Origin of the sequence: Mycobacterium sp. URHD0025 (genome assembly GCF_000426065.1) — a bacterium.
GTDB lineage: Bacteria > Actinomycetota > Actinomycetes > Mycobacteriales > Mycobacteriaceae > Mycobacterium.
In genome coordinates, this window is record NZ_AUEQ01000001.1 from 357,424 (window position 1) to 370,488 (window position 13,065).

The window sequence follows — 13,065 nt, forward strand, 5'->3', positions numbered from 1 at the left end:
CGCTTGCACTCCGTTCTCGTGGATGTCACGCGCCCCGGGCGCGGGCGTAGTCGGCAACAAGGGAGGTGACCGCGTCGAGGCACGCCTGCCCGATCCGTTCCGAGGCGCCTTCTGGGTCACCCAGAACGCCGTTGGCGGAGACTGCTCCGATTCCGTCTCGAAACGCCCGATCGAGCAGCGGCTGGTCCACCTTGCCCGTGTAGCCGCGGGCGAACCGGTCGATGCGGACTTTCTGCGGGTGAAGGGCCAGCATCACCGACGTTTCTGCGATGTCAGCGTGCCCTCCCACGTTGGCGCCCAAAGATGCCACGCTCTCCGCCGCCCATTGCCACGCGTCCAAGATGGATTCGGTATCGGAGAAGACGATGACTGACAGCGGCGCGAGTGCCGCCGTGAGTCGCACCTCGAAGTCACGCATCACGGGATGGTTCCCGATATGCCCGGAGAACATGACGATTCGTTCGAAGCCATCCTTGGCGAGGTGCCGACAGTAGTCTTCGCACACCGACTCCAGCGTGGACGCGCGAAGCGACAGGGTGCCGGTGAATCCGAGGTGGTGCGGTGAGTACCCCACACGGACGGTCGGCAGAACCAGCGCGCCCCCGAGTCGGCGCGCGACCCGCACCGCGAGCTCGTCAGCGTGATCGGCATCCATCGACAGCGGTAGATGCCCACCGTGCTGTTCGACGGCTCCCAACGGCAGAACTGCTGTGCGTGCTCCTTCCGAGATCGCCGCGCTGATCTCAGCGCTCGTCATGAACTCGATCCGAACCTCGTTCATCCATTCACCTACTTCAGATCGCCGCCGGCGAAGCGCGCCTGGCGGGCGATCTCCCCCTGCTCGCCGGCGTCGTACATTTCATCGACAAGGTCGCGGAACGACGCGAGGATTGCCGAGCGCCGTATGGTGCCCTTGAGAGTCAGCTCGCCGTCTGCGGTCGAGAGCATCCGTGGCAGTACGCGGAACTTCTTCAATTGCAACGGCCTTGAGAGCTCGGAATTGACTTCGTTGATCCATGTGGCAAGCGCGGCATCTCGGTCAGCCGTAGGCATCGCACGCGCCTCCGCACTCACGCCCACCAGCACAGTCAGATATTTGCGTCCTTCACCGACGACAATCGCCTCATCGATGAGTGGGCTGGCCTTGAGCCGGAGCTCGATCGGCTGAGGGCTGACAGTTTTTCCGCCGCTGGTCTTGAGGACATCTTTGATTCTGCCGATGATCCGAACTTCTCCATCGGGGTCCATCTCCACCAGATCGCCTGTGCGATACCAGCCCTGGTCCATCGCAGCGGCCGTCGCCTCAGGGTCGTCGAGGTAACCGCTGAAGAGGCAGGGGCTCCGCAGCTGCAGTTCACCCTCCCCAGATACGCGCGCCTTCCACCGTGGATCGGGCATGGATTTCCCGATTGTTCCGGGCGGCGGGAATGCTCGATCCCACTGGGCAATAACCGATCCGCAGGTCTCTGTCGTTCCGAAGAGCTCACGAAGGTCGAGTCCCCACATCTGCCACAACGCTGCTACCTCGGGGGACATGCTGCCCGACGCGGTCCAGGCGACCCTGATGCGGTCCATGCCGACCTTTGCGCGCAGGGGCACGAACACCCGACGGAGGCACACGTTGTACAGATAGTTGAAGTACCAAGGGAGGTCCCGATCTGCCCAGCGCATCTCGCTTACTCTGCGAGCAATCCGCATCGCTATCGCGTACCGCAGTCGGAAGGCGGCGCCATACTCCGAAAGCTGCTGCAATACCTCGCCGGCCAACTTCTCGTGCATTCGCGGTGGCCACAGGACCGCTGTCGGTCGCACGCCGACGAGCGCGTCCAGACGTTGATCCATGGTGCAGTAGGTGATGACGAGGCGGGTCATGATCGGGGTGAATACTCCGATCAGCGCGGGTGCAACATGTGAGAGGCCCAGAAATGCAACGAGGTCGTGCCTGGTCCTACCGACCTCTGGGTACGACATGGCGAAGGCGAGCACCGAGTACTGCAAGGTGCGGTGCGTGTGGATCACGCCTTTCGGTGCACCGGTAGATCCCGACGTGTAGAACAGGGCCGCGGGTTGATCGATATCGCCCGCCTCAACCAGCGACGCAAACAGCTCGGGTTCGGTCACCCCGAGGGATCGACCGCGATGGCGCAGTTCTCCCCAGTGCACCCCCCGCACAGATTCCGCCAGGCCCTGCGGTTTGGTGTCGAACCCGATCGTCGCGCGCAGTCCTGGCAGCTCGCCCGATACCGCGGCAACCTTCGCGACATCTGCCACGTTCTCCGCGAAAACAACTGTGGCCTCGGAACTCTCCAGTGCCTGTTTGACTTCGGCGACCGAGCTCGTGGGGTACACGCCCACGGGGACTCCGCCGAGACTGAGTATCGCCAGTGCGGCCACGACCCACTCGTGGCGAGTAGACGACACGATGGCCACCCGGTCGCCTGGCACGGCACCCAGATCATGCAAACCGAGCGTAACCTCCCGCACCTGCTGGAGATATTCGCTCCATGTGGTCGGGTGGGCTGCCCCGTTCACCCAGCTGCAATACGCGACCACGTCGGGTTCACGCTCAGCGCGGTCGCAGAGCATCTGAGCGAAAGTTCGATTCACGGCGTCGAACTCCGTCAGGGTTTCCAACACCGGCACCTCCGTACATCCCGTCGACGACGAGGTCGCTGCCCGTGTGTTTCGCATCTTCATGGTCAGTCCAGTTCCTCAGCCAAGTCGTAGAGTTCGGTCCCCGCGTAACGCTGCGTGACCTTCCACTTGCCACCGACCACCTGGAAGATGCCGTAGTCAGGCGTCGCTGTGTTGGTCTGCGTGTAGTCGACGGGACCAGATGCTCCCTGGTAGTCGATTTTCTCACCTTTGGCCAGTAGCTCCAGTCCTTCATCGAGCGTGTAGACCGGCTTTCCGCCAGGATCTGTTACCTTGTGCAAGTTTTCGGCGATCGCGACTCCGGTCGCTTGTCCCCCGGCCGCCATGGCCAGAACAGCCGAGACGATTGCGTCGTAGCTCAAGCCGGCGGTGGGCTGTTCAGCAATCTCATTGCCTTTCTGCTCTCCGTACGCATCGGTCAGAAGCTTCCGCATGCCCGCGATGGCCGGGGAATCAGCAGCCATGGCGGACTGACCAAATGCGCCTTCGAGGTACTGAGCGCCAACCTCCTTGAGCAAGACCGGATAAGACAGCTCGGCGATGAGAGACCATTTGCCGGGCAGACCCAATCGTGCCCACTCGCGCAAGATCGGCACAGCCGGCTCAACGGAGCCGGCGAGGAAAACGATGTCGGGCTCGGGCTCGAAGGCGCTGCGAACCTCTGGGAGATAAGACGTTTGCCCACCGTTGAACGCGACCTTCGCCACGACCTTGCCGCCGAGCTTTGTATAGAATTCGTCGACCCAATTGGTCGTACTGCGCGCGGAGTCCACGTTCTCGTACAAGATGGACACGGTCTTGAAGCCCCGGTCCCAGAGGTTCTTCGCCACCGTCAAACCGTCGAAGGTGTCTGGCCCGACCGTGCGGAAGGTGTAGGGATTGGACCGGGCGTCGAATTCCACCATGCCCGCGTACGGCGATGCGATCACCACTTCGTTGCGCTCGGCCTGGTTGAGCGTCGCCATGAAGGTCGCCGATGTCGGACCGACGATGAACTGTGCGTTGTCGCTGTTGATGAGCTTGGTCACCGCACGGACTCCGTCCTCGGCGTTGAACTTCTCATCCTCGCTCACCACTTTGAGCCTGGTTCCGTCGATGCCGCCAAGCTTGTTGACGTGCTCCACAACCGCGCGCGTCATGGAATCGACCGGGCCGCCCCATACCGCGGCTTCTCCGGACAACGGTGCGGCAACACCGATGACAGCCGCCCCGTCGCCGTCGCCGCAGCCCATCAGGGCTGTCCCGGAAACCACGACGACGGCCATCACCGATAGCTTGCGCGCTGAAATGCCGACTCTGTCCATCTCTCAAATCTCCTGTACCAGAACCAATTCAGGCGGTCGGAATCCGGGCGCCCAAGAATATTTCGGTGAAATCCGGGTCGGCCAGCAGCTCCGGCCCGCTCGCCTCGTGTCGTATCTGACCCGAGCCCATCAGAAACACTCGCTCGCACAAGGGAAGAATCTGCTTAGGGTGCTCCTCGATGACCCAGAGCACCCCGGTCCCCCCGCGTTCGATGCGGCAGATCTGTTCGATGAGCGAGTCGACGATCTGGGGAGCGAGACCCGTCGTGGGCTCGTCGAGTATCAGCAGCTTTGGTCTCATCAGTAAGGACGAGGCAATCGCGAGCTGCTGGCGCTGACCACCCGAAAGGGTTCCCGCTCGTTGCTTGCGTCGCTCGGCAAGGATCGGAAAAGTATCGAAGGCCTCGTCGAGGCGTTCGCGCGGCAGCCCCATCGCGCGGGTGACGACCTCGAGATTGTCCTCTACTGACAATGCCCCAAAGACGTTGCGCAACTGCGGTGTATAGCCCAGTCCCCGGCGCGCGCGGTCGCGCGCCGACAGCTGTTCGAGCATCTCCCCGTCAAGTTTGACCGTCCCACCACGTGCATTGACTACGCCGGCGATGGTCTGGACGAGTGTCGTCTTACCGGCCCCGTTCGGGCCGATGATGGCGGTGATGGACCCGTGCCCGGCGGTGAGGGAGACGCCTCGGATGATGTTGTTGCGACCATAGCCACTGGTCAAATTGTCGACATCAAGCAGTGGCATGGTGCGCTCCCAGATAGGTCTCGACAACGACAGGATTGCTGATGACCTGGGCCGGTGGACCATTCGCGATGACTCGGCCGTCGTACATGACATACAGCGCATCGGAGATCGCATTGATGAACGACATGTTGTGCTCGATCACCAGGACGGTCATGTTCTCTGTGGTGCACAGATCCCGCACTGTCAACGACAGCCGATGCTGATCCTCAGGGTTGAGCCCAGACGATGGCTCATCCAGCATCAGCAACGACGGCGGCTCCATCAGCAGACGTGCGATCTGGAGCAAACGTCCTTGCCCGATCGACAGATCTGCTGCGCGAGTATTCGCCAACTCAGTCAGCGCCATCCGATCCAGCAGCTCCCAGGCGCGATCGATGAGAGCACGTTCCCCGACAGCCACGTCACGTGGCGACGTGAAGAGGCGCCAGAGGCGCTCGCCGGGCGCCGAGCGGGCCGACGTCAGCAGATTCTGTATTACTGACATGTCGGTGAAATCGGCAGTGTTCTGGAAAGTCCGCTTGAGTCCCATCCGCGCGAGCCGATGCGTCGGCATGCCCGTGATGTCGCGGCCGTGGAACATCACCGCCCCTGTGTCAGGTCGGAGGAACCCGGAAATCGCGTTGAACAGCGTCGTTTTCCCGGAACCGTTCGGTCCGATCAGGCCGGTAACCGCATTCGGGCTGATCTTCATCGCGACACTGTCGAGGGCCCGTAACTGGCCGAAAGCCTTTACCAGCCCGACTACTTCGAGCGCCGGCTGCGGGGCCATCATCGATCTCCTGCCGCGACCGTGGCCAGCACAGGAGTGGAGTGGTTTGCCGTGCCTGGTCGCGGATAGCTGGTCAATCGCGGCCGGAACAGGCCCCCGGACCAGAACAGCAGTATCACGATCAACACGAGCCCCTGCAGGGCATCCTGCAGACTGGCCATGACTTCAGAGGTGAGGAAGTCCGCCTCGATATAGGTGAGTCCTTCCCGTAGGCCGAGAAGCACCACCGCACCGAGCACCGCACCCGTATTGCTGCCGATCCCCCCGATGATCAACGCGATGAAGACGGTGAAGGTGATGTTCACGTTGAAGAAGGACGGAGTCAATATCGACAAATACCAGACGTACATGACCCCAGCCAGGCCCATGAAGAACGACGCGAACACAAAGGCTTTGAGTTTGACCGTGTAGACGTTGATCCCAAGCGAGCGGGCCACGGCCTCGTTCTGGTTCACCGCAAGCAGACTTCGGCCGTACGCCGACCGCGTCACACGACGGAAGACCAGGAAACTAATTGCCAATACCGCCAACACAAGTGCCGCGACATACAACGACTGGGCTCGTCCCGGGATGCCGTCAAGATTCGGCACCGGCGCGTCCAGGAGGCCGCGCGCGCCATTGGCGATCGCCGGTTGGTTGATGAAGAGCTGACGTATCACCTCGGCCAACGCCAGCGCCACCACCGCCAGGTACTCTCCGCTGACCCTCAGCAGGCCGCAGCCCACTACGAGAGCGAGGAGCGCCGCGGTCAGGCCGCCTATGATGGTGCCGGCCCACCACGGCAGGCCCAGCCCGAGGATGTAGGTGTACGAGCCGGACTGGGCCGGCATCACAGCGAGTGCGTAGGAGTACGCTCCGATTCCGAAAAACGCTGCGACACCGAAATTGACCATGCCGCCAACACCGAACTGCAGGTTCAACGCCAGAGCCGCGACGGCGTAGATGCCCATCAGGATGGCCAGTCCACCGGCAATCAGCAGAGTGCTCACGCCACACGCTCCTTCGGACCGCTGAAGAGACCCTCAGGGCGGACAAAGACCACCAGGGCTATGACGGCGAAAACCACCATCTGGGTGTATTCGGATGGAATCGCCAAGGTAGCCAGGCTCGATGTGAGCCCGACAACGACCGCCGCGACCATCACGCCGTAAATACTCCCGAGCCCACCGATGATCGCAGCGGCGGAGATGACGAGCACTTGATCCCAGCCGAGCTCGGGATAAATCCGCGCCGTGAGCGCGATCAGAGTTCCCGCCAGTGCCGCAAGTGCGCTGGCCACCGCCCAGGTGAGGTACTGCAGATGCGACGTGTTCACCCCCCGAATCTGCGCAAGCGCCGGGTTGTTCGCCATGGCTCGTAACGCCCTGCCGCTGTATGACCGGGCGAGCCAAAAGTGCAATGCCACAACGATCAACGCCGCAGTGCCGATGACGGCGATCTGATCGGCGCCCGCAACCGCGACCCCGCCGATGCTGATCGTCTTCTGCAACGGCACATCCAGCGTCTTCACGCCGAACCCGGTGAAAAGCTCGATCATCGCGTGCAGGAAGAACGCGAGACCCACGGACGCGATCATCGGAATGTAATGCGGGCGCTCTCGCATCGGCCAGAAGATCACTCGCGCGCTCACCACTCCGACCGTCGTCGTGACGACGATGGCCAGCACACACGACACGATCCAGTGCAACCCGACCAACACGTTGAACCCGTATGCGCTGAACCCGCTGAGCACGATGAGCTGTGGATGCGCGATGTTCAGGAAACCCTCTACGCGGCGTAGGAGCTCGAAGCCCACTGTCGCGAGCAGCAGAACGGCACCGCTGACCAGTCCGGCGACCACGACGGTCAACACGACTGCACCTCGGCCGCGGAACCCCTTCGGCCACTCCACCGTTGTCGCAACTCTCGTGCGGCCGGATCGTCGAAGTACGCGGCAGCGGCCTTCAGCGTGCGTTGCAGAGACGCCTCATCACGCACGTCGTCCGCATCGTTGACGCTGCCTTTCAAGGCACCATAGAGCACCGGAGCCTTCGAGCCGGCGGCGCGGGCCGTCGCGACGGCCGCGGGGATCAGCTCCTCGGGATCGGTGACGAGTTGGTCGATGATGCCGATGTCGAGAGCGTGCTGCGCGCCGAAAAGCTCACCTGACAAGATGATTCGCCGGGTGATCCGCACACCGAGCACCCGGTTGGCTCGTTGGATTCCCTTGTCCGCAGGCAGCAGTCCGTGATTGATCTCCGGAAACCCGAACCGCGCCAAGTTGACGGCCAACACACCGTCCGAAAAGAGCGCGACCTCCATACCGCCGCCAACACAGTGCCCATTGATCGCGCTGATCACCGGACGCGGGTAGCGGTCCATCGCCACGAGTAGTGCGTGGAATTCCCGCATGCGGATCTCGATGTCGCCGGCGAGCGCACCCTCCAGCTCCTTGATGTCGCCTCCCGCACTGAAGAACCGCTCCCCCTTACCGGTGAGCACGATCGGTGGCGCGTCTGGTCTGGCGCGGAGCTGCTCGAACAGGCTGGCAAGATCGTGGATGAGCCGGCGGTTCATCGCATTTGCCGGAGGCCTGTCCAACGAGACCACCAGAACGCCATCGTGGTCAGCGGTGTCGAGGGTGGCGGCCTGGCCGGTCGCGGGTGCGCTCACAGGTCACCCGGCTACGTTCGCCGGTTGCGGTCCCAGGACAGAGCGCCCTTCGCCGCGTGCGGACGGGTACTCCGGCGGACGGCCTTCGCGGAAGGCCTGCCGGGCCTCGAAGTAGTCGGCGCCCGCGAAGCCGATGACCTCCAAAGCCGCGGAAAGCTCTTGCTGCGGAAGCGCATTGGTGAGCCAGCCAGTGTTCAGGGATCGCTTTGTCCAGCGGATCGCCTGCTGCGAGCCCTGCGCAAGTTCGTCGGCGATCTCGAGCGCGCGGTCCAGCACATTCTCCCTCGGCGCGACGAGACTCACCAAGCCGATGCGTTCGGCTTCGATGCCCGTCATACTCGCCGAAGTCAACTGGTAATACTTCGTTTTGGCCATGCCCACGAGCAACGGCCAGATGAGCGAGGCGTGATCACCGGCGACCACACCGACACGGGTGTGCCCGTCTCGAAGCAGTGCATCCTCGGCAGCGACGCTGATGTCAGCCAGAAGCGCCATCGACAAACCCCAGCCGACCGCAGGGCCGTTGATCGCCGAGATGAGCGGCTTGTCCATGTTGAGTAAGGCCGTGATCCGCTTGCGCTCGCCCTCCATGAGCGCCACCGCTTCGTCCAGGGTGGGCTCTGGCTGGCGTACATCCATGCCTGTGCAGAAGCCGCGGCCTGCACCGGTGATGACCGCAACCCGCGTTTCCGGGTCTCGATCGACGTCCACCCAGATTTCCGACAGATGATCGAACATCGGCATCGTCAACGCATTGAGCCGGTCGGGTCTGTTCATCGTGATGAGCAGCACGCCATTGGGCCTGCGCTCGATCAGGATCTCCTCCGGGTAGCGGCTGAAGATGTCATCAGCGGCCAGTTTGCTCATCGTGTCTCTCCTACCTTGACAACACTCTTGTGTGAATTCGACTGGGATTTGGACTCTTCGAACGCTTCGAGCTCCGCATAATGAGCGGGCCGGGCCGTGCGGATGTCGGCCAGAATCGCGTCGGCGGGCCGCACCACGGCCCGTGGGTTTTTGAACCTGGGGATGACGTACTTGCCGAAGAGCTCGATCGACTTCATCAGCTCCCTGTGTGGGAGCCCATCGATTCTCATGACGATGGCGTCAGCGCCGAGGTCGGCGAATCGCTGCACTTGTGCCGCACAGTCATCCGGATCGCCCACGATGAATCCGGACGATTCCTCGAACATGTATCGCTCATCGTTGAAGTCGACGTTCCGCACGGCACCCATGTACTGATAGTCAGCCGACAACTTGGACAGGCGCTCATAGGCGTCGGTCGAAAGCGCCACCGTCTCTTTCAGGTTCCGCGCCCACTTGAGCGCTTCCTCACGTGTCTCGGCGCAGTGCATTCCGCCGCCCACGGCGACGAGCTTCTGGGCTTGCAGCGGATAGGCATGCGTGGCTCCGTCGAGGGCATCGTCGTAGATGCGCAACATGCTCTCGACGAACTCGAAGCCCAGGTAAAAACCACCGACGATAGCCCCGATGCCGAGCTCGGCGGCCTTGCGAACCGAATCGGGACTTCCGGCCGCCATCGAGATGGGGGGATATGGCCGTTGAATTGCCTTGGGCACCAAGCTTCGCGGCGGGATCTTGTAGTGTTCGCCAACGTAGGAGAACACGTCATTGTGCAGAGCCCGGCGGATGACCTCCAGGCCTTCTATGAGCTGAGCCTTGTTCTCGCTTGGTTCAACTTCGAAGGCGCGCAGCGCAAGTGTCGTATTCCCGCGCCCAACTCCGAGTTCCACTCGGCCGCTGGACAGGATGTCCTCGGTTGCCAACCGCTCGGCAACGCGAAGGGCATGGTTGATGCGCGTGGGCAAGAGGGTGACCAAGTGCATGAACCGGATGCGCTTGGTCAGCGCCATCAGGTAGGGATAGATGACCTCAGGTGCGGAGGTGGTCGCCGTACCGATCGCGACGTGCTGCTCCGAGGTTCCGAACGCGTCGAAACCCACCTCCTCCGCAAGTAGGACTTCGTCCACGAGCTCGCGATAACGGTGCTCATGGGTATGCCCCGGGACTGTCTCGCCTTCGCTCATGAAAATGAACCGCATATTCACACCACTTTCCACTAGGTGAACGCTCCTTAACGTAAGACCGTCCACCTCGGTTGTCAACGCCGAGCTTCGACCGAGTTTCCAGCCCACCTCAGGGCGCCGCTCCAACCCGGTTTAACAGGGAATATGGCGCATAGTAGCAATGTATCCACGATTCCGTCGGCCCATAACGCCTAGCCAGCGGTAGTTACGAGAGATTAATGCTCATTAATGTCGCCTCGTCCAGCCGTCCGGCCAACGAAGTTCAGCGTGGCCTCGACCTCGTGCGCGCTCATCGACCGCGCCCGGACTCGGCGGCGCCTCGCACCGTGGCTATCGTTGTTTGCCATGACCACTGACGCTGCCGCGCACGAGCCGTCCGCCGGCACCTCACGCCGGGATGTCTTGCTCAAGGTGGCCGCCGACCTGTTCTTGCGAAACTCCTACGACGGAGTGACGGTGGACATGATCTGCACAGCGGCCGGAATTTCCGGGCCCGGCCTCTACAACCACTTCGAGAACAAGCAGGCGCTCTTGATCGCCGTGGTGGAGAATCCTTTGGCGGCTCTGCACCGGTTCGCCAGGGAGACCGTGGAGGCGGAGCCCGATCCACGGGCCGCACTGGAGATCCTGGTCGATTTCCACATCAGGAGCGTGGTGACCTCAGCTCCGACGACGCTGGTGTTCATGAAGAACGAACACGCCTTACCGGAGAAGGACCGGCGGCGAATCCGGCGCGAGATGAATCTCTATGCCGAGGAATGGATTTCCATCGTCGCAGAGTTGCGCCCTGACCTGTCCGAACCAGAGGTCCGGCTACTCACCCACACGGTGTTCTCAATGCTCAATTCGGTAGCGACCCTCAACAAGGGCCTGGACCACGAGTCCATCGTCAAGACAATGTCGACCGCAGCGATCAAGGCACTCACCTCGCCCAGCGACGATTGACATGTGAGTGTCTCGATCGCTCTGCGGTGCAGGGTTTTTACGCCGCGACGCCCCACTGCCAGGTGCACAACCACGCCCTTGCCGACGTCTGTCGTCCTTGAGTGTACGGTTTACCAGGGGACGGGGCCGTGGGCGGAGAAGTAGCCGCCGGTGGGTCCGTCGGGTGCGGTTTGGGCCATCTCGACGATGATGCGTGCGCCTTCTTCGACAGTCTGCGTTCCGGTGTGCCCGTTGAGGTCGGTGTCGGTGTAGCCCGGCTCGACCGCATTGACGCGCATGGCCGGAAACTGCTTGGCGAACTGGACGGTGATCATGTTGACCGCCGATTTCGACGCCGGGTAGGCAACACCGGGATAGAAGTAAGTCGGGCTCTCCGGCGATTCAGCGAGGCTCATCGAACCCAGACTGCTGCTGACGTTGACGATCACCGGGGCCGATGACCGCTGCAGCAACGGCAGGAACGCGTGGGTCGCTCGGATGAGCCCGAAGACGTTGGTGTCGAACACTTCTCGCATCGTCTCCGCTGTTACCGCCTCGGCGGCGACGATCGCGTTGCCTGCACCGCGACCCTCGACGCCAGCGTTGTTGACCAGGACGTCGAGCCCGCCCAACTCCTCGATGAGCTGCGCTGCGGTGGACACCGAGTCGTCGTCGGTGACGTCGAGCTGGACCAGCCGCGCACCGAGTTTCTGCGCGGCGTCCTGGCCGCGCTGTGCATCACGGCACCCGAGGTAGATGGTGTGCCCCGCCGCAATCAACTGCCGAGCGGTTTCGTAACCGAGGCCCTTGTTGGCGCCGGTGATCAGGATGGTGGTCATCTGCTTCTCCTTGACGTGACGTGTTGCGGGATGGCTCAGCCCACGAGCCAGGGGCCTACCTCCTTGCTGGGCGCCCACATCAGTGGTGGGCTCACCACCAAGACTTGGCGGGTTGGCGGCGCCATGGGTAGGCCCTGCTCATCCTGGGTACCGGCAGTCCCAGTCTTGGCTACGCTATGTCGATGACCAGCGGCAACGCGCTCGGCGACTACCTCAGGCTGCGTCGCGGCCGAGTCCGACCCGATGACGTCGGCCTCGTGGCAGGCCCGCGGCGCCGCGTCAACGGCCTACGCCGCGAAGAACTGGCAGCACTGGCCGGCATCAGCGCCGACTACTACCTGAGAATCGAGCAGGGCCGCAACGCCCATCCCTCTGCGCAGATTCTCGATGCACTCGCGCGGGCGCTGCGCATGGACGCCGCCGCCAGCGCGCACCTGCACCAACTCGCCCGCGACCACCGCCCCACACCAGCAGGTGTCGAACAGGTCAGCGACGACATCGTCAGCTTGATCGATCAGCTCGGCCTGCCCGCCTTCGTCGCCGGGCGGTGCCTGGACTGCCTGGCCTCAAACCAGCTCGCACGCAAGCTGTCCCCCAACTTCACGCCCGGCCGAAACCTTCTCCGCTCGTTGTTCCTCGACCCAGCCGAGCGTCAACTCCACCTCGACTGGGACGACGCCGCCGCCGGAGTTGTCGGCGGTCTGCGCGAAGCCACTGCCGGTGAAACCCACGACCCTCGTCTCGACGAACTCGTCGACGAACTTTGCGTGAACAGCGCGTCCTTCGCAGAATTCTGGGCCAAAGCCGACGTGGGCTATCGTCCGGCAGGCACCAGCCGCCTACACCACCCCGAGGTCGGTGAATTATTGTTCCGCCGCAACCGATTTGCCATTCCAGACTCCGACGGCCAACACCTCCAGATCTACCATCCCGAGCCAGGCACCGCCACCAGCGAAAAGCTGGCTCTGCTCAAAACAACTGCTGGCTAAGACAAACGAATTGCCGTTACGCAACCCGGGAGCGATGGCGGATCCGCCAGATCGGTGGGATGCGCGGGGTGCCCCATACCAAGGGCTGTGGCGGCGTCCGCCGCAGGCAGGCCAGATCCTGTGTACCAAAATCCGTT

At 62.8% G+C, this 13,065-nt stretch carries 13 protein-coding genes; 2 read left to right on the forward strand and 11 right to left on the reverse strand.

The genetic code is table 11. The annotated features are described in order from the left end of the window. Window positions 1-25 precede the first annotated feature (25 nt). The 10 genes from H977_RS0101775 to H977_RS0101820 form a co-directional block, all read right to left on the reverse strand. Window positions 26-781: a creatininase family protein gene (locus H977_RS0101775; RefSeq protein ID WP_029106243.1), complete on the reverse strand. Its 756-nt coding sequence runs from the start codon at window positions 779-781 to the stop codon at window positions 26-28. 8 nt (window positions 782-789) lie between these two features. Beyond that, window positions 790-2,637: an AMP-dependent synthetase/ligase gene (locus H977_RS0101780; RefSeq protein ID WP_231395841.1), complete on the reverse strand. Its 1,848-nt coding sequence runs from the start codon at window positions 2,635-2,637 to the stop codon at window positions 790-792. Between the two features lie 62 nt (window positions 2,638-2,699). Continuing rightward, window positions 2,700-3,920, reverse strand: coding sequence for an ABC transporter substrate-binding protein (locus tag H977_RS0101785; RefSeq protein WP_036474779.1), 1,221 nt, complete (start codon window positions 3,918-3,920; stop codon window positions 2,700-2,702). 67 nt (window positions 3,921-3,987) lie between these two features. Continuing rightward, entirely contained in the window at window positions 3,988-4,707 is a 720-nt protein-coding gene (locus H977_RS0101790) for an ABC transporter ATP-binding protein (RefSeq protein ID WP_029106246.1), read from the reverse strand. Continuing rightward, the gene (locus tag H977_RS0101795) at window positions 4,694-5,476 is read right to left on the reverse strand and encodes an ABC transporter ATP-binding protein (protein ID WP_029106247.1); all 783 of its coding nucleotides are present in this window, start codon (window positions 5,474-5,476) and stop codon (window positions 4,694-4,696) included. Before H977_RS0101795 ends, H977_RS0101790 begins: the two co-directional genes overlap by 14 nt. Then, complete coding sequence (locus tag H977_RS0101800; protein ID WP_029106248.1) at window positions 5,476-6,465, reverse strand: branched-chain amino acid ABC transporter permease; 990 nt, start codon at window positions 6,463-6,465, stop codon at window positions 5,476-5,478. The genes H977_RS0101795 and H977_RS0101800 overlap by 1 nt, the downstream gene beginning before the upstream one ends. After that, complete coding sequence (locus tag H977_RS0101805) at window positions 6,462-7,328, reverse strand: branched-chain amino acid ABC transporter permease (RefSeq protein ID WP_196808149.1); 867 nt, start codon at window positions 7,326-7,328, stop codon at window positions 6,462-6,464. The genes H977_RS0101800 and H977_RS0101805 overlap by 4 nt, the downstream gene beginning before the upstream one ends. Beyond that, complete coding sequence (locus tag H977_RS32315) at window positions 7,322-8,128, reverse strand: enoyl-CoA hydratase/isomerase family protein (RefSeq protein WP_036474781.1); 807 nt, start codon at window positions 8,126-8,128, stop codon at window positions 7,322-7,324. The genes H977_RS0101805 and H977_RS32315 overlap by 7 nt, the downstream gene beginning before the upstream one ends. Before the next feature lie 3 nt (window positions 8,129-8,131). Continuing rightward, window positions 8,132-8,995 carry an enoyl-CoA hydratase/isomerase family protein gene (locus H977_RS0101815; protein ID WP_029106250.1) on the reverse strand — a complete coding sequence of 288 codons (864 nt, stop codon included), beginning with the start codon at window positions 8,993-8,995 and terminating at the stop codon, window positions 8,132-8,134. After that, window positions 8,992-10,284 (reverse strand): LLM class flavin-dependent oxidoreductase, encoded by a 1,293-nt coding sequence (locus tag H977_RS0101820; protein ID WP_231395842.1) that lies wholly within the window; start codon window positions 10,282-10,284, stop codon window positions 8,992-8,994. The genes H977_RS0101815 and H977_RS0101820 overlap by 4 nt, the downstream gene beginning before the upstream one ends. A gap of 237 nt (window positions 10,285-10,521) precedes the next feature. Here H977_RS0101820 and H977_RS0101825 point away from each other — a divergent pair, with 237 nt between their 5' ends. Continuing rightward, window positions 10,522-11,121, forward strand: coding sequence for a TetR/AcrR family transcriptional regulator (locus tag H977_RS0101825; protein ID WP_029106252.1), 600 nt, complete (start codon window positions 10,522-10,524; stop codon window positions 11,119-11,121). Window positions 11,122-11,231: 110 nt separating this feature from the next. Here H977_RS0101825 and H977_RS0101830 read toward each other — a convergent pair whose 3' ends face one another. Then, a complete protein-coding gene (locus H977_RS0101830) occupies window positions 11,232-11,939 on the reverse strand; it encodes an SDR family oxidoreductase (RefSeq protein ID WP_029106253.1) in 708 nt (235 codons plus the stop codon). A 182-nt stretch (window positions 11,940-12,121) separates the two neighbouring features. Between H977_RS0101830 and H977_RS0101835 the strand changes: the two genes are divergently transcribed. Further along, window positions 12,122-12,928, forward strand: a complete 807-nt coding sequence (locus tag H977_RS0101835; protein ID WP_036474939.1) for a helix-turn-helix domain-containing protein — start codon at window positions 12,122-12,124, stop codon at window positions 12,926-12,928. Window positions 12,929-13,065: the final 137 nt, after the last annotated feature.

Bases quoted from the DNA above. Each gene is read 5' to 3' on its own strand.
- H977_RS0101775 (WP_029106243.1), bottom strand. From the start codon at position 781: ATGAACGAGGTTCGGATCGAGTTCATGACGAGCGCTGAGATCAGCGCG.
- H977_RS0101785 (WP_036474779.1), bottom strand. From the start codon at position 3,920: ATGGCCGTCGTCGTGGTTTCCGGGACAGCCCTGATGGGCTGCGGCGAC.
- H977_RS0101790 (WP_029106246.1), bottom strand. From the start codon at position 4,707: ATGCCACTGCTTGATGTCGACAATTTGACCAGTGGCTATGGTCGCAAC.
- H977_RS0101795 (WP_029106247.1), bottom strand. From the start codon at position 5,476: ATGGCCCCGCAGCCGGCGCTCGAAGTAGTCGGGCTGGTAAAGGCTTTC.
- H977_RS0101815 (WP_029106250.1), bottom strand. From the start codon at position 8,995: ATGAGCAAACTGGCCGCTGATGACATCTTCAGCCGCTACCCGGAGGAG.
- H977_RS0101825 (WP_029106252.1), top strand. From the start codon at position 10,522: ATGACCACTGACGCTGCCGCGCACGAGCCGTCCGCCGGCACCTCACGC.
- H977_RS0101830 (WP_029106253.1), bottom strand. From the start codon at position 11,939: ATGACCACCATCCTGATCACCGGCGCCAACAAGGGCCTCGGTTACGAA.
- H977_RS0101835 (WP_036474939.1), top strand. From the start codon at position 12,122: ATGACCAGCGGCAACGCGCTCGGCGACTACCTCAGGCTGCGTCGCGGC.